This is a genomic window from Streptomyces sp. NPDC014006 (assembly GCF_043088925.1).
Lineage (GTDB): Bacteria > Actinomycetota > Actinomycetes > Streptomycetales > Streptomycetaceae > Streptomyces.
In genome coordinates this window covers 188,633-214,128 of record NZ_JBICAJ010000005.1, presented here as the reverse complement: position 1 = coordinate 214,128, position 25,496 = coordinate 188,633, and the positions used below count along the sequence as shown (strand labels likewise).

The 25,496-nt window shown below is 73.4% G+C and carries 23 protein-coding genes; 13 read left to right on the top strand and 10 right to left on the bottom strand.

The window, feature by feature from the left end; translation table 11 throughout:
• Positions 1-203: 203 nt before the first annotated feature.
• Entirely contained in the window at positions 204-1,067 is an 864-nt protein-coding gene (locus ACF1GV_RS19150) for a DeoR/GlpR family DNA-binding transcription regulator (RefSeq protein WP_391682103.1), read from the bottom strand.
• Positions 1,068-1,355: 288 nt separating this feature from the next.
• Between ACF1GV_RS19150 and ACF1GV_RS19145 the strand changes: the two genes are divergently transcribed.
• A complete protein-coding gene (locus ACF1GV_RS19145; RefSeq protein WP_391682100.1) occupies positions 1,356-3,716 on the top strand; it encodes a hypothetical protein in 2,361 nt (786 codons plus the stop codon).
• Between the two features lie 12 nt (positions 3,717-3,728).
• On the opposite strand, the gene ACF1GV_RS19140 is transcribed toward ACF1GV_RS19145, so the two are convergent.
• The 4 genes from ACF1GV_RS19140 to ACF1GV_RS19125 form a co-directional block, all read right to left on the bottom strand.
• The gene (locus ACF1GV_RS19140; protein WP_391682097.1) at positions 3,729-6,164 is read right to left on the bottom strand and encodes a right-handed parallel beta-helix repeat-containing protein; all 2,436 of its coding nucleotides are present in this window, start codon (positions 6,162-6,164) and stop codon (positions 3,729-3,731) included.
• Between the two features lie 154 nt (positions 6,165-6,318).
• Positions 6,319-6,924 carry a hypothetical protein gene (locus ACF1GV_RS19135; protein WP_391682942.1) on the bottom strand — a complete coding sequence of 202 codons (606 nt, stop codon included), beginning with the start codon at positions 6,922-6,924 and terminating at the stop codon, positions 6,319-6,321.
• Positions 6,925-7,148: 224 nt separating this feature from the next.
• A complete protein-coding gene (locus ACF1GV_RS19130; protein ID WP_391682094.1) occupies positions 7,149-7,985 on the bottom strand; it encodes an MOSC domain-containing protein in 837 nt (278 codons plus the stop codon).
• 41 nt (positions 7,986-8,026) lie between these two features.
• Positions 8,027-8,461, bottom strand: coding sequence for a DUF6643 family protein (locus ACF1GV_RS19125; protein WP_391682091.1), 435 nt, complete (start codon positions 8,459-8,461; stop codon positions 8,027-8,029).
• A gap of 308 nt (positions 8,462-8,769) precedes the next feature.
• On the opposite strand from ACF1GV_RS19125, the gene ACF1GV_RS19120 reads away from it, so the two are divergent.
• Positions 8,770-10,137: a TerD family protein gene (locus ACF1GV_RS19120; RefSeq protein ID WP_391682089.1), complete on the top strand. Its 1,368-nt coding sequence runs from the start codon at positions 8,770-8,772 to the stop codon at positions 10,135-10,137.
• Positions 10,138-10,152: 15 nt separating this feature from the next.
• Here ACF1GV_RS19120 and ACF1GV_RS19115 read toward each other — a convergent pair whose 3' ends face one another.
• A complete protein-coding gene (locus tag ACF1GV_RS19115) occupies positions 10,153-11,346 on the bottom strand; it encodes a glycosyltransferase (RefSeq protein ID WP_391682939.1) in 1,194 nt (397 codons plus the stop codon).
• 39 nt (positions 11,347-11,385) lie between these two features.
• Here ACF1GV_RS19115 and ACF1GV_RS19110 point away from each other — a divergent pair, with 39 nt between their 5' ends.
• Positions 11,386-12,171 (top strand): glutamate racemase, encoded by a 786-nt coding sequence (locus ACF1GV_RS19110; RefSeq protein ID WP_391682086.1) that lies wholly within the window; start codon positions 11,386-11,388, stop codon positions 12,169-12,171.
• Positions 12,172-12,291: 120 nt separating this feature from the next.
• Positions 12,292-12,849, top strand: coding sequence for a hypothetical protein (locus ACF1GV_RS19105; RefSeq protein ID WP_391682084.1), 558 nt, complete (start codon positions 12,292-12,294; stop codon positions 12,847-12,849).
• A gap of 144 nt (positions 12,850-12,993) precedes the next feature.
• On the opposite strand, the gene ACF1GV_RS19100 is transcribed toward ACF1GV_RS19105, so the two are convergent.
• Complete coding sequence (locus tag ACF1GV_RS19100) at positions 12,994-13,998, bottom strand: O-antigen ligase family protein (RefSeq protein ID WP_391682082.1); 1,005 nt, start codon at positions 13,996-13,998, stop codon at positions 12,994-12,996.
• 394 nt (positions 13,999-14,392) lie between these two features.
• On the opposite strand from ACF1GV_RS19100, the gene lnt reads away from it, so the two are divergent.
• The 5 genes from lnt (at position 14,393) to ACF1GV_RS19075 (ending at position 21,316) form a co-directional block, all read left to right on the top strand.
• Positions 14,393-16,042, top strand: a complete 1,650-nt coding sequence (gene lnt, locus ACF1GV_RS19095) for an apolipoprotein N-acyltransferase (protein WP_391682078.1) — start codon at positions 14,393-14,395, stop codon at positions 16,040-16,042.
• Positions 16,043-16,072: 30 nt separating this feature from the next.
• The gene (locus tag ACF1GV_RS19090; protein WP_363265993.1) at positions 16,073-16,552 is read left to right on the top strand and encodes an NUDIX domain-containing protein; all 480 of its coding nucleotides are present in this window, start codon (positions 16,073-16,075) and stop codon (positions 16,550-16,552) included.
• A gap of 54 nt (positions 16,553-16,606) precedes the next feature.
• Positions 16,607-17,407, top strand: a complete 801-nt coding sequence (locus ACF1GV_RS19085; protein WP_391682075.1) for a 3-hydroxybutyrate dehydrogenase — start codon at positions 16,607-16,609, stop codon at positions 17,405-17,407.
• A 380-nt stretch (positions 17,408-17,787) separates the two neighbouring features.
• Complete coding sequence (locus ACF1GV_RS19080) at positions 17,788-19,731, top strand: helix-turn-helix domain-containing protein (RefSeq protein WP_391682937.1); 1,944 nt, start codon at positions 17,788-17,790, stop codon at positions 19,729-19,731.
• A gap of 223 nt (positions 19,732-19,954) precedes the next feature.
• Positions 19,955-21,316, top strand: coding sequence for an MFS transporter (locus ACF1GV_RS19075; protein WP_391682072.1), 1,362 nt, complete (start codon positions 19,955-19,957; stop codon positions 21,314-21,316).
• A 57-nt stretch (positions 21,317-21,373) separates the two neighbouring features.
• Here ACF1GV_RS19075 and ACF1GV_RS19070 read toward each other — a convergent pair whose 3' ends face one another.
• The gene (locus ACF1GV_RS19070) at positions 21,374-21,799 is read right to left on the bottom strand and encodes a plastocyanin/azurin family copper-binding protein (protein ID WP_391682069.1); all 426 of its coding nucleotides are present in this window, start codon (positions 21,797-21,799) and stop codon (positions 21,374-21,376) included.
• Between the two features lie 119 nt (positions 21,800-21,918).
• Between ACF1GV_RS19070 and ACF1GV_RS19065 the strand changes: the two genes are divergently transcribed.
• Both ACF1GV_RS19065 and ACF1GV_RS19060 read left to right on the top strand, forming a co-directional pair.
• Positions 21,919-22,500, top strand: a complete 582-nt coding sequence (locus tag ACF1GV_RS19065) for a sugar O-acetyltransferase (protein ID WP_391682066.1) — start codon at positions 21,919-21,921, stop codon at positions 22,498-22,500.
• 10 nt (positions 22,501-22,510) lie between these two features.
• A complete protein-coding gene (locus tag ACF1GV_RS19060; protein WP_363265998.1) occupies positions 22,511-23,077 on the top strand; it encodes a TetR family transcriptional regulator in 567 nt (188 codons plus the stop codon).
• A 7-nt stretch (positions 23,078-23,084) separates the two neighbouring features.
• On the opposite strand, the gene ACF1GV_RS19055 is transcribed toward ACF1GV_RS19060, so the two are convergent.
• Positions 23,085-23,774 (bottom strand): DUF6882 domain-containing protein, encoded by a 690-nt coding sequence (locus ACF1GV_RS19055; RefSeq protein WP_391682063.1) that lies wholly within the window; start codon positions 23,772-23,774, stop codon positions 23,085-23,087.
• The gene (locus ACF1GV_RS19050; protein WP_391682060.1) at positions 23,768-24,178 is read right to left on the bottom strand and encodes a 5-carboxymethyl-2-hydroxymuconate Delta-isomerase; all 411 of its coding nucleotides are present in this window, start codon (positions 24,176-24,178) and stop codon (positions 23,768-23,770) included. Before ACF1GV_RS19050 ends, ACF1GV_RS19055 begins: the two co-directional genes overlap by 7 nt.
• A gap of 126 nt (positions 24,179-24,304) precedes the next feature.
• On the opposite strand from ACF1GV_RS19050, the gene ACF1GV_RS19045 reads away from it, so the two are divergent.
• Positions 24,305-24,850, top strand: a complete 546-nt coding sequence (locus ACF1GV_RS19045; protein ID WP_391682058.1) for a YciI family protein — start codon at positions 24,305-24,307, stop codon at positions 24,848-24,850.
• 198 nt (positions 24,851-25,048) lie between these two features.
• Positions 25,049-25,483 (top strand): Fur family transcriptional regulator, encoded by a 435-nt coding sequence (locus ACF1GV_RS19040; RefSeq protein ID WP_391682056.1) that lies wholly within the window; start codon positions 25,049-25,051, stop codon positions 25,481-25,483.
• Positions 25,484-25,496 lie beyond the last annotated feature (13 nt).

The following is a 25,496-nucleotide window of genomic DNA, read 5'->3' as shown; positions in this document are numbered from 1 at the left end:
GCAGCCGCACCTCCGGTCGCTCGCCGTCGTCGAACGGCCGGGCCGGCGCTCGGTAGACCGTGCGGCCGTGACCTCCCGCGCGAAGACACGCCGCGCCTCGGCGGTGTACGGGAAGCCGGAGCCCACCCCGCGCAGAAGGCGAGCCCCATGGGTGCGACTCCCCTTGCACCTCCCGCTTCGGGTCAACGGCAAGCGGCGGGCCGTCAGTTGTCAGTGGCCTGCTCGGGCTCGCCGTCCTGGTCCGGGGCCCGATCACGGTCGGGCTCGCCCGCGACGACCAGCCCCACATGCTCCGCGATCTCCGCGCGCGCCTCGCGCGGCAGCCCGGCATCGGTCACCCAGGTGTCGACCTGCTCCAGCTTCGCGAACGAACTCAGGCCCACCGTGCCCCACTTGGTGTGGTCGGCGACCACGACGACCCGCCGCGCCGACTGCACCAGGCGCCGGTTGGTCTCCGCCTCCGCGAGGTTCGGCGTCGACAGCCCGGCCTCCACCGATATCCCGTGCACCCCGAGGAACAGCACGTCGAAATGGAGCGCGGCGATCGCCTGGTCGGCGACCGGCCCCACGAGCGAGTCGGACGGGGTGCGTACGCCACCGGTGAGCACCACCGTGGCCGCCCCCTGGCGCGGGCCGGAGGTGCGCTGCGCCGCGTGGAAGACGTCCGCCACCCGCACCGAGTTGGTCACCACGGTCAGATCCGGCACGTCCAGCAGCCGGTGCGCCAGCGCATACGTCGTCGTACCGCCCGACAGGGCGATCGCGCTGCCCGGCGCGACCAGTTCGGCCGCCGCCCGCGCGATGTCCTCCTTCGCCGTCAGCTCCAGGCCCGACTTGGCCTCGAACCCCGGCTCGTGCGTGCTCGCCTCGACCACCGGCACCGCGCCGCCGTGCACCTTCTCCAGCACACCCTGCCGGGCCAGCGCGTCCAGGTCGCGGCGGACCGTCATGTCCGACACGCCGAGCTTGCGGGTCAGCTCGTTCACCCGGACCCCGCCCCGGCGCCGGACCTCGTCCACGATCAGGGCGCGCCGCTGCTCCGCGAGGAGGTTCTGATTCTCACTCACGTGACGCTCCGGTCCTTTCGCCTCACACCGCCGTCTGCTCCGACCCGCCCGGCGCACCCGCCGCGGCGAGGAACCGGCCCCCGCCCGGGTGTGCGGACGTCCCATCCTCGCACGTCGCCCTGTACGGCGCGCCACCCCACCCGGCCCGTCGCGCACATGCGACCCGGGCCACGGCACGGTCCGCCAGAACACGGATCGCGGAGATTCCGTGACGGAGGGTGTACGGTCCGCCGCGAACGGAGATCCTTGTGCCGGCACGACACAGCCGACGACGGCACAGCGGGGGAAGTGCGGACAGTGGAACGCGCGCAGACGACAGCCCTGGAACTCCTCGTCCACGGAGTCGGGGGCGCCACACCCGAGAAGATGCTGGGCGATCCGCGCACGGTACGGATCACCGGCGACGACACGGCCGCCGTCTTCCGGCGCGCCGACGACGTGGACGCCGAGCAACGCCCGGCCGACCAGCGCGGCAAACCGGTGCCCGAGGCGTACGTGTGGTGCAACCTCACCTCCGGCAACGGCACCCGCGCCCTGTGGCTGCTGCTCCTGCCGTTCATGGTGGTCAACCTCGCCCACTGGATGCGCCCCACCGCCCACGGCCGCCGCCGCGCCGTGCGCCTGTACGGCCTGCTCGTGCGACTCGCCGGACTGACCCTGACCGTCCTGCTGGTGGCGGCCGCCTGCGAGGTGGCCCTGGACCTCGCCGCCTGGCAGTGCGCGGGCACGCACGCGTGCGCACGACGACACTCCTGGCTCGGCTTCCTGTCACCCACCGAGTCCGCCGGCGGCTGGTGGAGCCGCCCGGGACGACGGCTCGCGCTCGCCGCCCTCGTCCCCACCGCGCTGACCGGACTGCTGTGGTACCTCTCCCTGCGCACCTGGAACGCCTACGAGTCCACCGAACCGATGGACCGCCCCGTCGAGCCCGACGAGGCGGTCGGCCGCACCGCCCTGAGCCGGCCCGGCTTCTGGTACGGCCGCCGCCTCGTCGCCCGGCTGCGCGCCGCGCACACCGCCGCCGGACTGCTCACCGTCGCCGCCGCCCTGACCGCGGCGGCGGCACGCTTCGACCGGCGGCCGGGCGGACCCGCCGTCCTGGACCTGCTCGGGCGGCTGCTGGAGGGCGCTGTCGTGGCCGGAGCGGTCACCGTCGTATGGGTGGTGTGCCGCCGCGGCCGCAGCGAACGCCGCCCGGACCGGGCCCTGGATGCCCCTCTCGTACGGTGGCTGCCGCTGGCCGCACTGCTGCTCCTGCTCGCCGCCGCGGTGTACACCGGCTGGGAACGGCCGGGCTGGCAGTCCGCCGGGCGGCTGCCGGGCAACGCCACGTTCGGCGGCATCACCCTCGTCCAGAGTCTGCTCGTCGTCGTCCTCGGCGTGGTCGCCCATCTGCTGCACCGCACCCGGCCCGACCGGCGCGCCGCGATGCGCGGCCTCGGCGGACCCGCCGTGGCGATGCTCGCCTGCGCCCTGGGCGGCGTGATGTCCGGCGGCGTCTCCCAGCGGGTCGCCGACTGGCTGGACGGCACCGGCGCCTCGATCCCCGGCCCGCCCGTACTGCTCACCTGGCAGGCCTCCGTCATCCCGCCCATGGTCCTGGTGGTGCTCGCGCTGTGCGGCTGGCTCGCCCACCGCGCCTGGCAGTTGCGCCGCGCCGAGATGCCCGCCGTCCAGCGCGATTACCCCGGCGCGGCCGGCGACACGGCCCTCACCCGCCGTATCGCCACCGTGCGCGCGCTGGCCTCGCTCACCGACCGCGGACCGCGGATCGTCGCGATCACCTCCGTCACCACGCTGCTGCTCGGCGCCGCGGCCCTCGTGGGCGCGCTGGGCAGCGGGAGGACCCCGGCGGGTGCCGCGCGGGACGCGCACCCGTTCGTGCAGGGCGCCGCAGAGACCGTGCAGGCGCTCGGCTCCTGGCTGATAGGGCTCGGCTTCCTGCTGTTCGTCACCTGGGGCCGGCGCGCCTACAAGGACCCCTCCGCCCGGCGCACCATCGGCATCCTGTGGGACGTCGGCACCTTCTGGCCGCGCGCAGCGCACCCCTTCGCGCCGCCCTGCTACGCCGAGCGCGCGGTGCCCGACCTCACCTGGCGGATGGCCACCTGGACCCGTGCCACCGGCGGCCGGCTGGTGATCTCCGGGCACTCCCAGGGCAGCGTGCTCGCCGCGGCCGCGGCCTGGCAGCTGCCGCCGTCCGCCCGCCGCCGCGTGGCGCTGCTGACCTACGGCTCCCCGATCGAGCGCCTCTACGGCCGCTGGTTCCCCGCCCACTTCGGGCCGGCCGCTCTCAGCTCGCTCCACCAGGACATCGACCGCTGGCGCAACCTGTACCGGCTCACCGACCCCATCGGCGGCCCGGTGCGGCTCACCGACGACTGCGGGCCCGAGGTCGACCGGGCGCCCCTGAAGGACCCCCTGTCCTACGGCCGGACCGCCCTGCATCCGCTGCCCGCACCGATCCTCGGCCACTCCGACTACCAGGCCGACCCGGCCTTCGCCGAGGAACGACGGCGGCTGCTGGCCCGGTTGCAGCCGTCGGAGCCCACCGCGGCGGACAGCGCGGGGGACCCCGAGACATCCGGCGCGCCCGGGGTGCCATCCCAGCGGCCGCAGGACGGCGAACGAACCGCGGAGAGCACCTGAGCGGCGGCGGAGTCAGGGCAGGTCCGGCAGGTCCTCCGGGTACAACAGCGTCAGGTCGTCGGTGTCGGGCTCGGCCAGGTGCGCCACCCGGCCGGCGTGCCGCTCCACCATCGCCTCGAACGTCTGCCGCGCCGTGCGCCCGTTGCCGAACGCCGCACCCTTGGGGATCGCCGTGAAGTACTTCAGCAGCGCCTCGGCCGTGCCCGGCGCCAGCCGGTACTCGTGCTCCTCCGCCTGCTGCTCCACGATCCGCAGCAACTCGTCGGAGCCGTAGTCGCTGAAGGTGATGGTCCGTGAGAAACGGGACGCGACCCCTGGGTTGACCGACAGGAAGCGTTCCATCTCCGCGGTGTAGCCGGCGACGATCACGACCACCGCGTCACGGTGGTCCTCCATCAGTTTCACCAGCGTGTCGATGGCCTCTTTGCCGAAGTCCCGCCCACCGTCCTCGGGGGAGAGCGCGTACGCCTCGTCGATGAACAGCACCCCGCCGCGCGCCCGTTCGAACGCCTCCTGGGTACGGATCGCCGTGGAGCCGATGTGCTCACCCACCAGGTCGACGCGGGACACCTCGACCAGATGGCCCTTGTCCAGCACGCCGAGGGAGGCGAGGATCTCGCCGTACAGGCGGGCGACCGTCGTCTTGCCCGTGCCGGGGGAGCCGGTGAAGACCAGATGCCGTTTGACGGAGGCCGCCTTCAGCCCGGCCTCCCGGCGGCGCCGGCCCACCTCGATCATGTCGGTGAGCGCACGGACCTCCCGCTTGACGCTCTCCAGGCCCACCAGCGCGTCGAGTTCACCGAGCACGTCCTTGCTGGTGCGCACCGGCTGCGCGGGGTGCTCGGCGGCGGGCGGCTCGGGGGCTGCGGCGCGCTGGTCCGGGACCGCGCCGAGCAGCCCGGTCGAGCCGTTCACCGACTGCACGGCCGCCTCCCGCACCACCGGCGGCCGCAGGCTCGCGCTCTCGTCGCTGGTGCAGTCCTCGACCAGCGGCCCCGTCCCCGAACCGGCGTCCGGGCCGCCGTCGGCGAACTCGTAGCCCCCGCGCGCGCAGCGCTCCGTCCGGCACTTCTTCAGCGTCGTACGGCAGCCGTCGATCACATGGAAGCCGTAGCCGTCGCTGCCCGACACACGGCAGCCGAGGAAGCTGCCGCGGCCGCCCGCCGAGACGTAGAAACCGGCCTCGGCGGGGGAGTCGACCGTGCACCGCTCGATGGTCGGGTCCGCGCCCTTGGTGACGATCACACCGGTCTGGGTGCCCCCCACCGTGCAGGAGTTGAGCGTGCCACCGCTGCCGTGGTCGCGGAACCACGCCCCGGTCGCCGCGTCCCGGATCCGGCAGTCGTCGAGCTGCGCGGTGGCGCCGTCGCTGACCGACACGGCGGTGTTGCGCACCTGGAACAGGTCGCTGTCGACGACGTCCACGCGCGAACCCCGGTCGAGGACGAACAGCGCGTCGGGGACGTCGTGCACCCGGCAGGAGTCCAGCACGGCGGTCGCGCCGTCGCTGACCCACACGGCCGGGTAGTCGCCGGTGCTGTCGAAGATCTCGCACTGGTTGGCGTCCACCCGGGTGCCCGGGTCCCACACTGACAGGCCGTTGCGGCCGAACTGCCGCACCGACGTGCGGGTGAGCGTGAGCACCGAACGCGAGCGCAGATCGACCGCGTTCTCCGGGATGTCGTGCAGCCGGCAGTCGGCCAGGGTGACCACCGCGTCGGTGTCCAGCGTGACCCCGTCGGAGGTGGTGCGGTGCACGTCGCAGTCGGTGAGATGGGCGGTGGCCCGGCCGGTGATCTGCACCCCGGTGCCGCGCACCTCGTACACCTCGCACCCCACGGCCTCCAGGGCGGAGCCGTCGCCGGTGGCGGACAGCCCGGCGCCGGAGGCGTGGTGCACACGGCAGCGTTCCAGACGCGGATGGGCGCCACCGCGCACCGCGACGCCCGCCTGCCCGGCGGCGACCACCTCGCAGTCCTCGAACACCCCGCCGCCACCGTCGACGACGGCGATTCCGACACCGGCCGGGTTGTCCACGGTCAGCCGCCGCACCGTGGGCCGCGCGCCGCCGCGGACCTCCAGTCCGGCCGCCGAACGCGTCACGATCCGGATGTCCTTGAGCTCCGGCGTGCCCTCCTCCACCAGCAGGGCGGGCGCCGCCGAGTCCTGGCCCTCCACATGCAGGTCCTGCACCACGGCCGAGGCCCGCACCGTCAACGGCACTCCGTCCACGGGCGCGATGCGCACGCTGCCCGGGGAGCCCTCCGGACCGCGCAACGTCACCGCCCGCTGTACGACGAGGTTCTCCCGGTAGGTGCCGGGGGCGATGGTGAGGACGTCCCCGTCGGCCGCGGCCTCCAGGGCGGCGGCGAGCGACGCGTACTCACCCGTGCGGCGCCGCCACCGCGATGTGCCGGTGTGCGTCACCTGGACCGTGCCCTGTGCCATGGCGTTGCTGTGCCCCCACCTCGTCGTACCTGTGGCTCGTTCGCCGTCGGGGCGCACCCCTGCGGCTCCCTCACACGCGGGATGTTGCCGAAGAGCTCGGCCGGTCCACCGTAGCGTGCGCGGGGCCGGTGAGTTGACCGGAGGCGGAACGCGGTCAGCTGCCGGCGCCCGTCCGGCCCCAGTCGGGGCCGGCCCGCAGCCAGGCCCGGTCCCAGTGGGCGTAGCGGCGGCGGACCATGCGCCAGACGATCAGCCGTCTGACCGCCGCGATGAGGCAGCCCACCGCCAGGGCCGTGCCGATGCCGGCGAGCACGGCGTGCGTGGTCGCGGTGGTGGAGTCCAGGGGACGGGCCGCGAGGTCGCCGTGCCGGTCCGTCCATATCGTGAAGTGGTCACCGTGTTCCGGGGACTTCAGCGTCGTCATGATCGGGCCGTGGTGGTCGCTGCCGTCCGGGCCCCGCCATTCGGCGAGGACCCGGCTGCGGGTGTCGCGCCCGGCGGCCAGATCCGGGTTCGCCTCCAGCGGGGAGCGCTCCACCTCGTGGTCCACGGTGGCCGCCACCTCGTAGCGCGTGTGCCGCTGGTCGCGGACCGACCGCTGCAGGGCGCCGTCGGCGGCTCTGCCTGCGAGGGTGCCGGCCACCGGCGCGGCCACAAGGATCAGCAGCAGGGCCGTCAGGGCCACCCAGCCCTCCGCCAGATCCGTCCCGCGGCGCAACGGATTGCGCCGCCAGCGCCACAGCCCGCGGATCGCTCGCACCATCGTCCCGCACCCCCTTCCCGCTCCGTGATAACTCCGTCCGGAGCCGTTCACCGGAGAACCCGGTGGAAGAGAGAGGGAAATCACCTCCCACCGGCGGTTCTCAGGAACCTCTCGTCCTCCCAACGAGCGGTCCCCGGCGAAGGGTTCCCCCGCGGCGTGCCGGATCCGGCCGGACTCGACCGGGAGCAGGGGAGCTGGAAGGCGAAGCGGGGAGATCCGGGTCAGGAGAGCGGATCGTCGAGCACGCGGACCGGGTCGCCCACACGGATGGTGCCGGGGGAGAGGGGCACCAGGTTCTGGCCGAAGACCAGCTGCTTGCCGAAGCGGCGGTGCCGGCCGAGGGTGCGCAGGGGCTCCTTGCCGCGTACGGCGGTGTCCTGGTCGGTGGTGGTGACGACGCACCGTCCGCTCGGCTTGGCCACCCGCAGGACGACCTCGCCGATCGCGATGCGGGACCAGCCGTCCTCGGCCCATGGCTCCGTGCCCGTCACGACCACGTTGGGCCGGAAGCGGTTCATGGGCAGCGGGCCCTCGTGGGCGTGCGCGCCCTGCGCCAGCAGGGAGTTGAGGGCGTCCAGCGAGGCGGTGGTGGTGAGCAGCAGCGGGAAGCCGTCGGCGAACGAGACGGTCTCACCGGGCACCGCGTACTCGGGGTCGACCGGGCGGCGCACGGCCGGGTCGTCCATGTACATCAGCCGCACGTCGGCGCCGACGTAGGAAGTGCACCAGGTGTGGGCGGCGGCGCCGGCGGGCACGGCCTCCACCTCGGTGCCGAAGATGTCCACGGTCACCGTGTCGACGGCGGCCGGGACGGCGACCGTCAGCGGGTCGAGGCCGGGCGCGGACAGCCGAAGGCCGCCGCCGGGCACGGGCTCGGCGGCGGCCAGGGCGAGGCGCGGCTGCTCGCGCTGGGTGACGACCTTTCCCCCGTCGTCGATCAGCACCCAGCGCCGGTCTCCGGCCAGCCCCCAGGGCTCCACGACGGCTTCCCGCAGCGCCAGGCCACGGAACGCCTTGACCGGATGGACGTGTATCGACTGCAGTTCCGCGTTCCCCATGGGGACATCCTGCCAGCAGGCGCCGACATCCCCCGGCGGGATCAGTAACCGCGGTACTGCTGGTTGTTGTACGGATCCTGGTAGGGCGCCGGGGCGGGCCGGGGAGCCGCGGGGCGCATCGCCTCGTAGCCCATGTTCTGGGGCACCGACGGGCGGGGCTGCTGCGGCTGCGGACCGGGGTAGCCGCGCGGCGCGGTGGCCTGCTGCGGGATGTAGGCCGTGGGCGCCTGCTGCATCGGGACGGGCTGCTGCATGTGCGGGTAGCCGTAGGAGGGCTGGGACGGCGCCGCCGGGAGGGCGGGCAGGGCGGACGGCAGCGCGGGCAGCTGGCTGCCGGGCATGTCGTACGCGGCGGGGACCCGGATCGGAGCGATCTGCGGAGTGCCCCGCTCGGCCACGAGCGAGTCGTAGATCGGGGTGTCCGGGAAAGAGGCGGAGTAGTAGCCGCCACCATAAGTGGAGCGGGGGGAGGTCATGGCACATAAGTTAAGCCCACGATGTGCTGGTTGGGGAGACCGATAAGAGGGTTGTTTTGCGTGCCCTGAGTGACCGTGGATCCCCAATCCGAGCGAACACGGGGAAAAGGGACAGCAAGGGATGGCCTTTTTCCTGTAAAGCGCGAGTTCCCAAGGGGTTACCGGCGGTTGGCGGCTGTGCCGGACGGCCGGGGGTGCGACCCTGAGGGTGCTGTGGCAGCGGCCGGAATACGGCGATTGGATGACGCACCGTGGTCGCCGGTGAGCGGCGCGGAGCGGTGACACACGTGATGGGGGCGGACATGCCAATGGCCAAGGGATCGAACACGCCGGTGCACACGACGGCGCTGCGCGTCGAACTGGGCTGGAGTCCGGGCCCCGGCGTGCCCGACGCGGACGCCTCCGCACTGCTCCTGGCCGGCGCGAAGGTGCGCTCCGACGGCGACTTCGTCTTCTACAACCAGCCCGCCCATGCCTCCGGCGCCGTCCGCCACGAGGGCAAGCGGCAGGCAGGCGACCGGGTGACCGACACGCTCCTGGTCGACCTCGCACGCGTGGAGGGCGCGATCGAGCGGGTGGTCCTCGCGGCGTCCGCCGACGGCGGCACCTTCGGTCAGGTTTCCGGCCTGTACATCGAGGTACGCGACGCCGCGCAGGGCGAGCTGGTCGCGCGCTTCGACAGCACGGGCGCGAGCGTCGAGACGGCCTTCGTGCTCGGCGAGTTCTACCGCCGCCAGGGCGCCTGGAAGTTCCGCGCCGTCGGGCAGGGCTACAGCAGCGGACTCGAGGGCCTCGCCACGGACTTCGGCATCACGGTGGACGAACCCCAGCACACCCCGGCCCCGCCGGCCACTCGGCCCGCGCCCCCGGCACCCCCGGTGACCATGCCGCCGCCGGGCACGGCACCCGCGCCCACCTACGGCACGCCTCCACCGCCGTCCACCTACGGCACCCCGCCGACCCCGCCCGCCTACGGCACGCCCCCGCCGTCCTACGGCACCCCGCCGCCCCCTGCGCCTGCCGCGCCCGCGCAGCCCGTCCGGCTGAGCAAGGTGACGCTGACCAAGGCGGCGCCCGCCGTCTCGCTGGCGAAGCAGGGCGGTACCTCGGGGGCTCTGCGCGTCAACCTCAACTGGCAGATGCGCAAACAGTTCTCGGGGTGGGGCAGCAAGCGCGGCCGGGCCGTCGCCCTGCACAACGACCTCGACCTCGACCTGTGCGCCCTGTACGAACTCGCCGACGGCAGCAAGGGCGTCGTCCAGGCCCTCGGCAACGCCTTCGGCGACCTCCGCCGGCCGCCGTACATCCACCTCGACGGCGACGACCGCACCGGAGCCGTGGAGAGCGGTGAGAACCTCACCGTCAATCTCGACCACATCCGGGACTTCCGGCGCATCCTCGTCTTCGTCACCATCTACGAGGGCGCCCGCTCCTTCGCCGACCTGCACGCCACGGTCACGCTCCAGCCGCAGTACGGCGCACCGATCGAGTTCTTCCTCGACGAGTGCACCGTCCCCTCGCCCGTGTGCGCCCTCGCCCTGATCACCAACACCGGCGGTGATCTGGTCGTCCAGCGCGAGGCCCGCTACCTGGTGCCCGACCGGGGGGTGAGCCCGCAGCGGACCGTCGACCGCATCTACGGCTGGGGCATGAACTGGACTCCGGGACGCAAGTAGGACGCCGGCAGGGCGTCAGCTCTCGTCGGGCACGGTGTCCGGGCGCGCGTAGGTGCGGCCCTTCCAGGCCGCACCGCGCCCGCGGTAGTGCTGCACCGCCGAACCGACCGTCATCAGCAGGTACAGGAACGCGGTGAACGGCAGCACCGGAGCGAGCCACAGCGGCTGCCGGTAGTACCGCAGCATCGGCACGTACGTCCCCGTCATCACCAGCCACCCGCCGGCGCCGAGCAGCATGAGCGCACCGTCGCCCGACCCCAGGCCCGCGATCAGCGCCACGGGCGGCACCAGGTAGACAAGGGCGAGCCCGGCGACCGTGCCGAGCAGCAGCAGCGGGTTGTGGCGCAGTTGCGCGTACGCGCTGCGCGACACCATCCGCCACAGATCGTGCAGGCGCGGATAGGGGCGCACGCTGTCCACGGACTCCGCCAGACCGAGCCAGATGTGCCCGCCGGTCTTCTTCACCGCGCGCGCGAGGGCCACGTCGTCGATGACGGCGTGCCGGATGGCGTCCGGGATCCGGGCCCGCACGGCCGTCTCGGTGCGCAGCAGCACACAGCCGCCCGCCGCTGCCGCCGTACGCCCGCCCCGGCGGCCGATCCACCGGAACGGATACAGCTGGGCGAAGAAGTAGACGAAGGCGGGCACCACCAGCCGCTCCCACAGGCTCTCCACGCGCAGTCGCGCCATCTGTGACACGACGTCGAAGCCCCCGCTCAGCGCGGCGGAGACCAGACCGCGCAGGCTGTCCGGGGCGTGCGCGATGTCCGCGTCCGTCAGCAGCAGGTACTCGGGCTCACGCGCGCGTGCCAGTGCGATCCCGTGCCGCACCGCCCACAGCTTGCCCGTCCAGCCGGCGGGCGGCTCACCCGGTGAGCCGACGGTCAGCGGCAGCCCGCCGCAGCGCTCGGCCAGCTCCCGTGCCAGCTCCCCGGTGCCGTCCGAGCTGCCGTCGTCCACCAAGAAGACCTCCGCGCGCCCCGGATAGTCCTGCGCCAGCAGCGACGGCAGACTGCGCGGCAGCACCTCCGCCTCGTCACGCGCCGGTACGACGACGCAGACCGACGGCCACGCGCGTGGCTCCCGGCGCGGCGGCAGACGTACGTCCGTGCGCCAGAACATGCCCTGCGCCAGCAGCAGCCACAGCCAGGCGGCGAGAGAGACGGCGGCGATCCACACGAAGGCGCTCACCTGCGCAGTGTGCCCCACCACGACGGCCCGACGGAGGCCATCGTCTATCGTGGCCGGGTGAAGATCGCGCTCATGGACTCCGGAATCGGGCTGCTGGCGGCCACCGCCGCGGTGCGGCGCCTGCGCCCCGACGCCGATCTCGTGCTCTCCCTCGACCCGGACGGCATGCCCTGGGGGCCGCGTACCCCGCAGGACCTCACCGCGCGCGCCGTCGCCGTCGCCGAGGCCGCGGCGGCCCACCGGCCCGACGCCCTCATCGTCGGCTGCAACACGGCGACCGTGCACGCCCTGCCCACGCTGCGGGCCCTCCTGGAGCCCGGGATCCCGGTCATCGGCACGGTACCGGCGATCAAGCCGGCCGCGGCCGGTGGCGGCCACGTCGCGATCTGGGCGACGCCCGCCACCACCGGCAGCGACTACCAGCGCGGACTCATCCGCGACTTCGCCGACGGCGTCCCGGTGGCGGAGGTGCCCTGCTGGGGTCTGGCCGAGGCCGTCGAGCAGGCGGACGAGACGGCCATCGACGCCGCCGTCGCCGCGGCGGCGGCCCTCACTCCGGAAGACGTCACGACCGTCGTCCTGGGCTGCACCCACTACGAACTCGTCGCCGACCGCATCCGCACCGCCGTCCAGCGGCCCGGCCGCCCGAAGCCGGCGCTGCGCGGCTCCGCCGAGGCGGTGGCCGCGCAGGCGCTGCGCCGGATGGGGCAGCTCCCGGCGCCCGAGGCACCCGCCGTCGGCACGCTCACCGTGCTGCTCAGCGGCCGCGAGGGCACCCTGCCACAGGCCGCGCTGGCCTACGCGGAGGGCAGGCTGCTGCCGGAGGTCAGCCCGGCGTCGTAGGGAAAGCCTCCGACACCGGAAAGCGGACAGCCGACAGGGGACAGGGGCAGCGCACTCCGCCGGAGCAGTCACTGTGTGCGACCCGGTACCCGCACAGCGAAACGTGAGTACCCTCAAGGCATGAGGGACGACCGCCTCCGCGACGCCGACGCCGACGCCCCGCCGCCCGTGGTCTGGCACGGACGAGCCACGAATCGCATCCAGTGGCTCCTGGCGCTGGTGGGTCTCGCCTGTGTGGCCCTCGGCATCGAGCTCGCCGTCGATTCGGCCTGGACCTCCGGGATCGCCGCGCTCGTCATGGCCGTCGTGGGCTGCATCGCCGCCGGGCTCCTCGTCGTCTTCGGCACTCTCGCCTTCGTGCACGTCGACCTCAAGCTCGACCGGGAATGCCTCGAAGTGCGTTGCGGCCACATCGGTCTGCCGCGCCGGCGCATCCCACTGGACCTCATCGCCGGCGCCGAGGTCGCCCCGCACGTCACCCCGCGCCACTGGGGCGGCTGGGGCTACCGCTGGCTACCGGAGAAGGGCACGGCCGTGGTCGTGCGCCGGGGCGAGGGCGTGGTGCTGCGGCTGTGGGACGGGCACACGTTCACCATCACCGTGGACAACGCGGAGGCCGCGGTCCGGATGATCCGCGACCGGCTGCGGCCGAAAGCGTCCCCGGGGACGCTGTCGTGACGCTCCGCTGAGGCGGGGGCCGCTCGGGCGCCGGGCTCTTGCCAACCGCGCTCCACGCGCGCGTGGGTCCGGCTGTCGCTGCACGGGCTCCACGCGCGTGCCCTTGGGGTCGTCGCCGCTGCCGTCGCCGGGTGTCCGTGATGCTCACCGGATCAGCCGGTCGCCCCGCGCGGGTACGGCGGGAGGGGTCCGCGCCGTGCCCTCCGCCAGGGGACGTGCCGTCGCCACTCCGGCGACCAGGCCCGCACCGACGGACACCGCCGTGAAGCTGAGCGCGTTGCTCACCGAGGCGATCGCGGCGAGTGCGGTCAGGGTCGCGCCCGCGGTCAGGACAACGGCGGTGGACCTGCGCGAGCGCCACAACGCGAACAGCACCCAGCCGAACACCGCCGCCAGCAGCGCCACCCCGACCACGCCCTGCTCGGCCGCCTGCTGCAGCGAGGCCGAGTGCGGCTTTCCGTCCGGCGGCAGCGTCTGAGCCGCCGCCTGGCTGAGGTCCCCGAACCGGCCGGGGCCGACCCCCAGCAGCGCGTCGTCCCCCGCCAGCCCGAGGGCGTCCCGCCACAGCAGCACCCGGTGCCGGGTGAGCGGGCCCTCCAGGGCGGCGGCCGGTCCCGTCGGCAGCGCTCCCGCGGCGATCGCCCACACGGTGCCGGTCACCCCGGCGCCGGCCACGGCCAGACCGGCGACGCCCGGCCCACGGTGCCGCATCCGGCCGGCGGCCAGCGAGGAGAGCAGCACGGCCGCACAGCCGAGCACGCCCGGGATGGAACCGACCGCCGCCGCGGTCACCGCCGTCCCGGCCGCCAGCAGCCACAGCGCCAGCCGAACGGTCGGCGCGCCGGCCGCCCAGGCGGCGCAGCACGCGGCGCCCGCGGACAGTGTCAGCACCGCGGACGTCGCACCCGTGTGCCCGAGCGGCGCGCTGATCTGCGGGCTCGCCGCCAGGCCCGGCGTGGTCGCCACCAGGGCGAGACCGGCCACCGCCGCGGCACCGGGCGCGGCGACCGGCAGCAGGGCACCGCAGATCCGCCCGGCGGCACACCCCGCCGCCACGGCCAGCACCGCGAGCAGGACGCCCTCGGGACGTCCCTCGTGTGCGCCCGCCGTGATCAGCGACCACGCGGAGCAGGCACCGAGAAGAACCATCCCCGCCGCGTCAGAAACGTTTCGTCTGTCCTCGTCCGGTGCCGGACCGCCAACGACGCTTTCGACGTGGACCCCACCCCGTCCCCCTGTACCGGTCGCCTCCGACCCGCGCCCGGCGGCGTCGCCGGGACCCGGGCACACCGTAACGGCTGGTGGCCGGTTTGTGGATGAGTTGTGCGCAGATACGTGGATACGCAGAGGAGCCGACGGGGAGAGGGACAGATAAGGAGGGAGGGAGGCGGGAGATGCGGAGAGGAGGCAGATGCGGAGAGGGGCAGATACTCGGGAACGATGCCTCCCGGGTGCCGGTACGAGCCCGGGGCCGGCCCCCGTCGGCCGCCCACCGGCCGGCCGTAGCTGTCAACGCCGAGGTCACCCGCCGTACACTCCCCGAGTGACCGTCACCGCAACATCCGTGGGCCAGGCGGACGAGCTGGAGCCCGACAGCTCGTCCCCCGCTCGCGGTGCCCGCCTGAAACGCCTCGTTCCGGCCGTCGCGGCGGTGCTCTGCGGAGTACTGCTGTACGTCAGCTTCCCGCCCCGCACCCTGTCGTGGCTGGCCCTGCCGGCCTTCGCGGGCCTCGGCTGGGTGCTGCGCGGCCGCAGCTGGAAGGCGGGGCTCGGCCTCGGCTATCTCTTCGGCCTCGGCTTCCTGCTCCCGCTGCTGGTGTGGACCGGCGTCGAGGTCGGCTCGCTGCCGTGGGTGGCCCTGTGCGCGGTGGAGGCCCTGCTCGTCGCCCTGGTCGGCGCGGGCATCGCCGTGGTGTCGCGGCTGCCGGCCTGGCCCGTGTGGGCGGCGGCTGTGTGGATCGCGGGCGAGGCGGCACGCGCACGCGTGCCATTCGGTGGTTTCCCCTGGGGCAAGATCGCCTTCGGGCAGGCGGACGGCGTGTTCCTGCCGCTGGCGGCCGTGGGCGGCACACCGGTCCTCGGCTTCGCGGTCGTACTGTGCGGCTTCGGCTTGTACGAGACCGTACGGCTCGTCCTGGACGGGCGACGCACGCGTGTGCTGCGGCGCGGCGCCGCGTCGGCGGCCCTGCTGAGCATGGCCGTCCCCGTCGCCGGGGCGCTGGCCGCGCGCACCCTGGTCAGCGACCGGGCCGAGGACGGCACGGCGACCGTGGCCGTCATCCAGGGCAACGTCCCGCGCCTCGGCCTGGACTTCAACTCCCAGCGGCGGGCCGTGCTCGACTACCACGCGCGCGAGACCGAGCGGCTCGCGGCCGAGATCAAGGCGGGCAAGCAGCCAAGGCCCGACTTCGTGCTGTGGCCGGAGAACTCCTCCGACCTCGACCCGTTCGCCAACGCCGACGCGGCCTATGTCATCGACCAGGCCGCCAAGGACATCGGCGTGCCCATCTCCGTCGGCGGCGTCGTCGAGCGGGACGGCAAGCTGTACAACGAGCAGATCCTGTGGGACCCCGCCAAGGGCCCGACGCAGACGTACGACAAGCGCCGTACCCAGCCGTTCGGCGAGTTCCTGCCCCTGCGGTCGCTGGTCGGCGCCATCAACAGCGACTGGACCGAGATGGCCCGGCAGGACTTCACCCCCGGCACCAGGCCGGGCGTCTTCACCCTGCACGGCACCAAGGTCGGACTCGCCACCTGCTACGAGGCCGCCTTCGACTGGGCGGTGCGCGACACCGTCACGCACGGCGCGCAGATGATCTCCGTGCCGAGCAACAACGCCACCTTCGACCGCAGCGAGATGACCTACCAGCAGCTCGCCATGTCCCGGGTGCGGGCCGTCGAGCACAGCCGCACCGTCACCGTCCCGGTGACCAGCGGCGTCAGCGCGATCATCATGCCGGACGGCAGGATCACCCAGAGGACCGGCATGTTCGTCGCCGACTCGCTGGTGCAGAAGGTCCCGCTGCGCTCCTCCACGACGCCCGCGACCGACCTCGGGGTGCTGCCCGAGATCGCCCTGGTGCTCGTCGCGGCCGGTGGGCTCGGCTGGGCGATCGGCGCCGGTGTGCGCGGGAGGCGCGCCGGTGAGGTGTCGCCGTACGCCCGCCGTACGTCCCTCGATTCCGGCCGGTGACGGGTGGGCCGACCCGTTAGGGTCGGCCCCATGGCTACACCCGACTTCATCCGCACGCTCCGGGCCTCGGCCGGAACCCAGCTGCTGTGGCTGCCCGGCGTCACCGCCATCCCGTTCGACGACGACGGCAGAGTGCTGCTGGGCCGGCGTGCCGACACCGGCACGTGGTCGGTGATCGGCGGTATCCCGGACCCGGGGGAGCAGCCCGCGGCCTGCGCGGTGCGCGAGGTGTACGAGGAGACCGCCGTGCGCTGCGTCGCCGAACGGGTGGTGCTCGTCCAGGCACTCGACCCGTTCACCTACCCCAACGGTGACATGTGCCAGTACATGGACATCACCTTCCGCTGCCGGGCCGTCGGCGGCGAGGCGCGGGTCAACGACGACGAGTCGCTGGAGGTCGGCTGGTTCGAGGTGGACGCCCTGCCGGAGCTGCACGAGTTCGCCCGCTTCCGGATCAAGCAGGCCATGTTCGACGCACCCACATGGTTCGACCCCAGCAACGCGCTGTGAAGTATGTGGGCTGACCACATGGGGTGGGGCGAGGGCGCCGCCTAGGGTCGTGCCATGACCGCGCCCAGCCCGCTCCCGGGTCCCCACGCCCCCTCGCTCGACCTCGGCGGTCGTACCGCCCTCGTCACCGGTGCCGCCGGCGGCATCGGCCGCGCCTGCGTGCTGCGGCTGGCCGCCGCCGGGGCCAAGGTCCGGGCGGTCGACCGGGACGCGGCCGGCCTGGCCGCGCTCGCCGAACCGGCCGCCGGTCTGCCCGGCACCGTCGAGCCGCACGTCCTGGACCTCACCGACCTGGACGCCGCCGAGCACGCCGCCGCCGGTACCGACATCCTGGTCAACAACGCCGGTATCCAGCTCGTCCGCCCGATCGAGGAGTTCCCGCCCGACGTCTTCCACACGGTTCTCACCGTGATGCTGGAGGCTCCGTTCCGGCTCATCCGGGGCGCGCTGCCGCACATGTACGGGCAGGGCTGGGGCCGGATCGTCAACATCTCCTCCGTCCACGGGCTGCGGGCCTCCGCCTACAAGTCGGCCTACGTCGCCGCCAAGCACGGCCTGGAGGGGCTGTCCAAGACCGCCGCCCTGGAAGGCGCGGCCCACGGGGTCACCTCCAACTGCGTCAACCCCGGGTATGTGCGCACCCCACTGGTCGAGCAGCAGCTCGCCGACCAGGCGGCCGCGCACGGGATCCCGGAGGAGCGGGTGCTGAGCGAGGTGCTGCTGCAGGACAGCGCGGTCAAGCGGCTGATCGAGACGGAGGAGGTGGCCGAAGCCGTGGCGTACCTGTGCGGCCCGCACGCCTCCTTCGTCACCGGCACCTCGCTCGTCCTCGACGGCGGGTGGACCGCGCACTGAGCTGAGCGTCGTCGGGGGATCGCGTGCCGGCCCGGGCGCCGGCGGAGGATCGATGCCGGCCCGGGCGTCGTCGGGGGGACCGAGCGCTGACCTGGTCGTCGTCGGGTTTTCCACAGGCCTGACGCGACGGCCGGGCGATGAGGAATCCTGTGACCATGTCCCGCGATCACGTCCCGTCGGACCGACACTCCGGACGGGCCGACACGCCGCCCCCGCAACCCGGACGGCAGGCCGACGACGGCCCCCGACCGGGAGGCGAGGCCGGCGACGGCCTCCGCCTCTCGGGAGGTGAGGTCGGCGCCGCGCCCCCGCACGCGGAGGATGCCCTCCGGCCTGACGGAGGCGAGGGTGGCGCCGCCTCCGGGCGCCCCGGGGGCGGGATCGCCGCCGCGCCCGCGCCGACGGGTGAGCGGGCCGATGCGACGCCCCCGGAACTCGACGTCGAGGCGCCCTTCCTCTCACTCTTGGCCCGGGGCGCGGCCGCCGACGCCTACGAGCAGCCGGTGCTGCGGGCGCGCGCCGAGGGGTGGCCCGCGGAGCGGATCGCCGCGCTGGAGCACGCCAAGCTGCTCGCGCTGCGGGTGCGTGCCGAACTGGACGGCCGGCGCCGCCGCGAGGCGGAGCTGTCCGCGCTCTTCGAGACCGCCCACGACCTCGCGGGCCTGAGGGACCTGGACGCCGTCCTCCAGGCGATCGTGCAGCGCGCCCGCTCCCTGCTCGGCACCGACGTCGCCTACCTCAGCCTCAACGACCCCGAGCGCGGTGACACCTACATGCGGGTCACCGAGGGCTCGGTCGCGGCCCGCTTCCAGCAGTTGCGCCTGGGCATGGGCGAGGGCCTCGGCGGCCTCGTCGCCCAGACCGCCCGCCCCTACGTCACCGACGACTACTTCAAGGACGCGCGCTTCCAGCACACCACGACCATCGACACCGGCGTGCGCGACGAGGGACTGGTCGCCATCCTCGGCGTGCCCCTGATGCTCGGCCCGCACGTCATCGGCGTGCTCTTCGCCGCCGACCGGCGGGCCCGTGTCTTCGAGCGCGAGCAGATCGCTCTGCTCGGTTCCTTCGCCGCCCTCGCCGCGGCGGCCATCGACACCGCCAACCTGCTCACCGAGACCCGTTCGGCCCTGGCCGGCCTGGAGCGGGCCAACGAGATCATCAGGGACCGCAGCGCCGTCATCGAACGCGCCTCGGACGTGCACGACCGGCTCGCCGAGCTCGTCCTGCGCGGCGGGGGCGTGCACGACGTGGCCGCCGCGGTCTCCCAAGTGCTCTCCGGCACCGTCGAGTTCGCGGAGGCCGACGCGGCGCCCGCCCGGGCCCTGGAGGCCTCCCGCGCGGACGGACACGCCGTACGGCACGGGGACGACTGGATCGCCGCAGTCGCCGCGGGCGGTGAACTGCTCGGGGCGATCGTCCTGCGCGGCCAGCGGGGACTCGACCCGGTCGACCAGCGCACCCTGGAGCGGGCCGCCATGGTCACCTCCCTGCTGCTGCTGGCCAGACGCTCCGCCGCCGAGGCCGAACAGCGCGTGCGCGGCGAACTGCTGGACGATCTGCTCGACGCCCGCGACCGCGACCCGCGCCTGCTGCGCGAGCGTGCCGCACGGCTGCGTGCCGACCTCGACGCCACGCACGTGGTGCTCGCCGCCCGCCTGGACGGGCCGGCGGCCGACGCCGACCGGGAGGCCGAGGCCCGCCGCCGGCTGTGGGCCGCCGCCTCCCACCTGGCCGCGACCCGGCAGGGACTGGCCGCCGCACGAGACGGCGGCACGGTCCTGCTTCTTCCGGTGCCACCCGCCGAGACGGCCACCGCCCTGGCCCGCTCCACCGCCCGCCATCTGGGCACCGCCGTCCACGAAGCGGTCACCGTCGGCGCCTCCGCGCCCGTCGACGACCTGGCCGCCCGCCCCGAGGCCGTGACCGCCGCCTACGGCGAGGCCCGCCGCTGCCTCGACGCGCTGCGCCTGCTGGGCCGTACGGGAGACGGCGCGGCCGCCGAGGACTTCGGCTTCCTCGGCCTGCTGCTGGCCGGCGACCGGGACATCGCCGGATTCGTCGAGCGCACGATCGGCCGGGTCGTGGACTACGACGCCCGCCGCGGTACGGACCTGCTGCACACCCTGGAGGCCTACTTCGCCTGCGGCATGAGCCCGGCCCGCACCAAGGACGCACTGCACGTCCACGTCAACACGGTCGCGCAACGCCTGGACCGGGTCGCCCGCCTCCTCGGCAACGACTGGCAGGCCCCCAGCCGCACCCTGGAGATCCAACTGGCCCTGCGCCTGCACCGGTTGTCTGCGGGAGCGGACGGGGCCTGAGGGGGGAGCGGGGGCCCATCCTCGTCCGGGAGATGTTGCCGACCGGGTCCACCGCACCATCAAGGAAACCGGCCGGCAAGACCCGCAGCGGAGGCCAGCATGGTGGCAACACGCATAACCACCCCTAGAACTATGGTGCCCCACCACATGTCCGCCTGACCTGCGCGTTTCTACGGTGTGCCAGCACGTACCCGTCCCCACCGCACACGAGGAAGTGGCGCACATGGCCTCCGGAACGACCGCATCCCCGCCCCCGGCGAACCTCAAGCGCATCGTCGCCGCCAGCCTGATCGGGACCACCATCGAGTGGTACGACTTCTTCCTCTACGCGTCGGCCGCGGCGCTGGTGTTCAACAAGCTGTTCTTCCCCGGCTCCGACCCGCTCGTCGGCACGCTGCTGTCCTTCCTGACCTACGCCGTCGGGTTCGCGGCGCGGCCCCTGGGCGCGCTGGTGTTCGGACACTACGGCGACCGGCTCGGCCGTAAGAAGCTGCTCGTGCTGAGCCTGCTGATGATGGGCGGGGCCACCTTCGCCATCGGACTGCTGCCCACCCACGCGACCGTCGGCACCGCGGCGCCCGTGCTGCTGACCGTTCTGCGGCTGGTCCAGGGCTTCGCGCTCGGCGGCGAGTGGGGCGGCGCCGTCCTGCTCGTGTCGGAGCACGGGGACGCGCGGCGGCGCGGGTTCTGGGCCTCGTGGCCGCAGACCGGGGCGCCCGCCGGGCAGTTGCTGGCGACCGGCGTGCTCTCCCTGCTGACCGCAGTGCTGTCGGACGACGCGTTCGGCAGCTGGGGATGGCGGATCCCGTTCCTGCTGTCGGGTCTGCTGGTGATGGTCGGTCTGTGGGTCCGGCTGTCGGTCGACGAGTCGCCGGTCTTCAAGGCCGCGCTGGCAGCGGCCGAGCAGCGCACGGCGGCGACCGGCGCCGTCGAGAAGATGCCGCTGCTGGCTGTGTTGCGCGACCACTGGAAGGACATCCTCGTCGCCATGGGCGCGCGGATGGCGGAGAACATCAGCTACTACGTCATCACCGCCTTCATCCTCGTGTACGCCACCACCTCCGCCGGACTGAGCAAGCAGACCGCGCTCAACGCGGTGCTGATCGGCTCGGCCGTGCACTTCGCGGTCATCCCCGCCTGGGGCGCGCTGTCGGACCGCATCGGCCGGCGGCCCGTCTACCTCATCGGCGCGGTGGGCGTCGGGCTGTGGATGTTCCCGTTCTTCGCGCTCATCGACAGCAAGAGCTTCGGCAGTCTGCTGCTGGCCGTGACCGTCGGGCTGATCCTGCACGGTGCCATGTACGCACCCCAGGCCGCCTTCTTCTCCGAGATGTTCGCGACCCGGATGCGCTACTCAGGCGCGTCGATCGGCGCCCAGTTCTCGTCCGTGGCCGCCGGCGCCCCGGCGCCCCTGATCGCCACCGCGCTGCTGTCCGACTACGGCAGCTCCACCCCGATCGCGCTGTACGTCATCGCCGCCGCCCTGCTCACGATCGTCGCGATCGCCTGCGCCAAGGAGACCCGCAGCCGGGACCTCGCCGACGTGGTCCCGGAGACACCGGCCCCGGTGCGCGCGGACGCCTGACCGGCGCCTGTCTGCCCACAACGCCCCCTTCGCCGCCGCGGAGGGGGCCGTGCCGCGTCAGCCGACCTGGATGTGCTTGTCCATGCCGAGCGCCTTGTGCCCGGGCACGGGGCAGTACAGGTCGTACGAGCCCTTCTTGAGGGTCACGGTCAGCGGGGCCATCTCACCGCCCTGGATGTTCTTGGTCCGGGCGTCCTCCACGCCGGGGCCGTCGACGGACAGGGCGTGCGTGACATGGCCGGCGTTGTCGGCGACGAAGGTGTAGGTGCCGGGTGTGAAGGACGCCCGGGACAGCTTCAGCCCGTACTCGGTCTCGGTGACGGTCACCCGGGTCCCCGAGCCGGTGGGCTGCGCGGCCGAACTGCCCGAGCTCTTCGACTGGCCGCCGCCGCCGCTGGAGCAGGCCGCCAGGATCAGCGCCGCCGTGAAGGCCGCCGCCGCGGTGCCGGCTGCCCGGCGGGTCGTGTGTGCCGAGATCGCCATGTGGTTCATCCCCTTAAGGTCGACCCCTTTGTGAGATACGTGGCGGAATGCCGGGCTGTTCAGGAGAGAGCCGGGCCGGGAGCGTACGTTCGTACACTCGCGAGTGTACGATCGTACGCATGACGCTGGACCACTTCGCGGGCGACCCGCGGACAAACCTGGAACGCATGCTCGCGGGCGACCTGTACATCGCCGACGACCCCGAGATCGTCCTGCGGCAGCAGCAGGCCGTGCGCCTGGCCGCCCGCTACCAGGCCGCCTACGTCGAGAACGCCGACGCCGCCCGGCCGGTCCTCGCGCAGCTCCTCGGCTTCCTCGGCGACGACGCGCACGTGCGGCCGCCGCTGTACGTCGACTACGGCAGCAACATCACGATCGGCGCCCGCACCTTCGTCAACTACAACCTGACCGCCCTCGACGTCGCCGCCGTCACCATCGGCGAGGACTGCCAGATCGGCCCCAACGTCCAACTGCTCACCCCCACCCACCCCTTGGAGCCGCAGCCCCGCCGCGACAAGCTGGAGGCCGCCCTGCCGATCACCATCGGGGACAACGTGTGGCTCGGCGGCGGCGCCATCGTCCTGCCGGGCGTGACCATCGGGGACAACTCCGTCATCGGCGCGGGAGCCGTCGTCACCAAGGACGTTGCCGCGAACACCGTCGCCGTCGGCAACCCCGCCCGCCCCGTCCGGAGCCTGTGAGCACGCCGCCATGGCCACCGGACACACGGACCCGCAGCGCCGCGCACGCATCCTCGACGCGACCCTCGACGTCATCGCCGACGAGGGCATCGCCCACGTCTCCCACCGCAGGATCGCCGCGCGCGCCGGTGTTCCGCTGGGGTCGATGACGTACCACTTCAAGGGCATCGACCAGCTGCTGCGCGAGGCCTTCGGTCGCTTCACCGACCGCATGGCCGAGGTGTTCGACGACCGCCTCGGCGCCGCGGCGGACCGCGACCAGGCCCGGGAGGCCGTCGCCGACCTGGTGCACGCCCTGTCCGAGGGCAGCCGGCGCGACCTCGTGCTCGCCCAGGAGCTGTACACGCTCGCCGCCCGCGACCCGGCCTACAGGTCCCTCACCCAGGCCTGGATGCGGCGCAGCCGCGACCACCTGGAGAAGCACTTCGACCCGGACACCGCCCGCCAACTGGACGCCCTCATCGAAGGGCTGACCCTGCACCGGGCGCTGGCCGTCGAACCCCACGGGCGTGCCCTGACCGCCGAGGCGATCTCCCGCATCACGGCACCCGCCCCGGGCGGCCGCGCCCGGCCCTGACGTCCCGCTACGGCAGGACCTTCACCTCCACGGCCCCGATCCGGCCCACGGCGTCGAAGCGGACCTCGGCCGCGCTGCCGCCGGGCAGGCCGGCCACGATCCGGTCGTCCTCGGCGCGCTGGGGGACGTCGTGGTGGTCGAAGTACCCGCCGACCACGTGCCGGGCCGAACGACCGATCAGGCCCGCGCCCGTGAGCAGGGTCCGCGGCAGCGTCACCGGGTCGAGACCGGCGCGCGGCACCCGCGGATCGTCGGGAAGGAAGTAGACACGCGTCGCCGGTCCCGCCGCGACGCCGATGTACCCGAGGGCCTCGGCCACCCCCATGCCGGCGAAGGCGAGCATCTCCGCCGCGTGCCGCGGGTCCGGGAAGCCGGACAACTGCAATACGGATTCGGTCAGTTCGGGGATGCCGTGGGCGCGCCCGTAACGCTCCACCGCGCCGGTGAGCGCGACCGCCTCGGTGCCTTCCAGCCCCGGGTTCGCCCAGCCCCACATCCAGGACTGTTCGTCCGTGTCATAGGTGCCGAGCACGGCCACGCGCAGCTCGACATCCCCCTGCCGATAGCGGCAGGCCTCGAGATCGGCGGTCCACGGGGCCTCGGGCAGGAACGCGTTCAGGGCCTCGAGCTGGGCCGCGCCCCAGGCGGCGTGCCGTTCGGCCTCCAGGAGGAAGGCGTCGCTGAATTCACTCACCATGCCCCGAGCGTAGGCGCCGGGCGTGACGCACCCTCGTGGAGGTCCCCGGTCACGCGGGCGGAAGGGGACAGACGGTACGAGTCGGCCAGGTCCCGTACCTCGACGGAGCAGACCACCTGCTCGGGGCACGGAAGATGCCGTCCGAGGATCGCCAGGACGGTCTCGGCGAGCCGTGCCTTCAGCGCCTCGGAGCGGCCGGGCAGCAGACCCACCTCCGCGTGGACGAAGAGCGACTCCCCGGGCGCCCGGTTGCCGACGTATGTCTGCGCCGGGCGCAGGAACGTCTTGCAGACCCCCGTCGAGCCGGAGTCGGCGATCACGGTCGTGTGCAGTTCCTTCACGAGGGTCTCCCGGTCGAAGGAGCCGTCCAGCTGCGAGGAGTAGTCGATGGTGATGTGCGGCACTGCGAGCCCTTCGCGCGACTGCTGGTTACTTAAGGCAACTATTTTCGCGCACATCGTCCGGCCGAAGGCACAGGCCCTCGGGGAAACCCGGTTTCGTGCCCGCGCCGGCTCGTGAACACTGCCGCCATGGAATTCTTCGTCCACCACCGCGACCGGCCGGGCTCCCTTCCACTGCGCCTCGAACTGGGGGAGGAGCACTGGTCCTACATGGACGGGTACGAAAAGGAACTGATCGCGCGCGGTCCCACCTTCTGTGGCGACGTGCCCAGTGGGAGCGTGCACATCGTCGACCTGCCCGATGTGGCCGCCGCCCGCGCGTTCGCCTTCGACGAGCCCAACCAGCGGGCGGGCGTCTACCGGGACGTGCTGCTGCGCCGGTGGCGCAACATGCTCGCGCGCACGATGTGGGAGTTCCCCGGCGGTCCGGTGGACGAAGACGGCCACCTGGTGCTCGGGTTCGGCTCCGGCCGGGCGGCCGAAGAGGACGTACCACCGCCCGACCGGGACCACCTCGTCGCCTACGGCCCGCTGCTGTCCGACGACGGCACCCTCTGGCTGGGCACGGCGGCACTGGTCCGCGCGCCGGACGCCGACACGGCCCGCACCGTCCTCACCGCCGACCGGTACACCGCCATCGAGGTCCACCCCTGGGAGCCGGGCGGCCGCAGGTAGGCCGGTCGCGACGCGCGGCGCGGTCGGCGGGGGATGCGCCGAGGGCGGGAAGGCGGGCGGCCCGTCCTCGGTCGGGCGCCGGCCGTGGGTGTCGTACAACTGCCCTCGCACGAGCCGAAACCGTCCCTGTACCCGCGCCACAAAATTGAATCGTTCGTTTTTCTGTACCTCTCGTGTTTGGCGGAGTAGGTTGCCGCCATGAGCGCATCCCGGTCTCCGACCGTCGCCGAGGAGCTGCGCGGTGCCGGCCTGCGCGTCACGGCCGCCCGTGTGGCCCTCCTCGAAACCGTCCGTGCAGGCGACCACCTCGATGTCGAGGGGATCGCCGGCGGCGTGCGCGCCCGCGTGGGCCACATCTCCGTCCAGGCCGTCTACGAGGCCCTGCACGCGCTCACCGCGGCCGGGCTCATACGCCGTATCGAACCGGCCGGCAGTCCGGCCCGGTTCGAGGGGAGGGTGGGGGACAACCACCACCACGTCGTGTGCCGCTCCTGCGGGACCGTCGCCGACGTGGACTGCGGGGTCGGTGAGGCGCCCTGTCTGACCGCCTCCGACGACCACGGGTTCGTCATCGACGAGGCCGAGGTCATCTACTGGGGCCTGTGCCCCGACTGCTCCACCGCACGCAGTTAGCACCACGATCCGC

Coding starts and splice junctions, on each gene's coding strand:
- ACF1GV_RS19055 (WP_391682063.1), bottom strand. CDS start 23,774: ATGGTGAGTGAATTCAGCGACGCCTTCCTCCTGGAGGCCGAACGGCAC.
- ACF1GV_RS19130 (WP_391682094.1), bottom strand. CDS start 7,985: ATGGGGAACGCGGAACTGCAGTCGATACACGTCCATCCGGTCAAGGCG.
- ACF1GV_RS19075 (WP_391682072.1), top strand. CDS start 19,955: ATGGCCTCCGGAACGACCGCATCCCCGCCCCCGGCGAACCTCAAGCGC.
- ACF1GV_RS19085 (WP_391682075.1), top strand. CDS start 16,607: ATGACCGCGCCCAGCCCGCTCCCGGGTCCCCACGCCCCCTCGCTCGAC.
- ACF1GV_RS19060 (WP_363265998.1), top strand. CDS start 22,511: ATGGCCACCGGACACACGGACCCGCAGCGCCGCGCACGCATCCTCGAC.
- ACF1GV_RS19040 (WP_391682056.1), top strand. CDS start 25,049: ATGAGCGCATCCCGGTCTCCGACCGTCGCCGAGGAGCTGCGCGGTGCC.
- ACF1GV_RS19070 (WP_391682069.1), bottom strand. CDS start 21,799: ATGGCGATCTCGGCACACACGACCCGCCGGGCAGCCGGCACCGCGGCG.
- ACF1GV_RS19100 (WP_391682082.1), bottom strand. CDS start 13,998: ATGGTTCTTCTCGGTGCCTGCTCCGCGTGGTCGCTGATCACGGCGGGC.
- ACF1GV_RS19045 (WP_391682058.1), top strand. CDS start 24,305: ATGGAATTCTTCGTCCACCACCGCGACCGGCCGGGCTCCCTTCCACTG.
- ACF1GV_RS19140 (WP_391682097.1), bottom strand. CDS start 6,164: ATGGCACAGGGCACGGTCCAGGTGACGCACACCGGCACATCGCGGTGG.
- ACF1GV_RS19125 (WP_391682091.1), bottom strand. CDS start 8,461: ATGACCTCCCCCCGCTCCACTTATGGTGGCGGCTACTACTCCGCCTCT.
- ACF1GV_RS19120 (WP_391682089.1), top strand. CDS start 8,770: ATGGCCAAGGGATCGAACACGCCGGTGCACACGACGGCGCTGCGCGTC.
- ACF1GV_RS19090 (WP_363265993.1), top strand. CDS start 16,073: ATGGCTACACCCGACTTCATCCGCACGCTCCGGGCCTCGGCCGGAACC.
- ACF1GV_RS19105 (WP_391682084.1), top strand. CDS start 12,292: ATGAGGGACGACCGCCTCCGCGACGCCGACGCCGACGCCCCGCCGCCC.
- ACF1GV_RS19065 (WP_391682066.1), top strand. CDS start 21,919: ATGACGCTGGACCACTTCGCGGGCGACCCGCGGACAAACCTGGAACGC.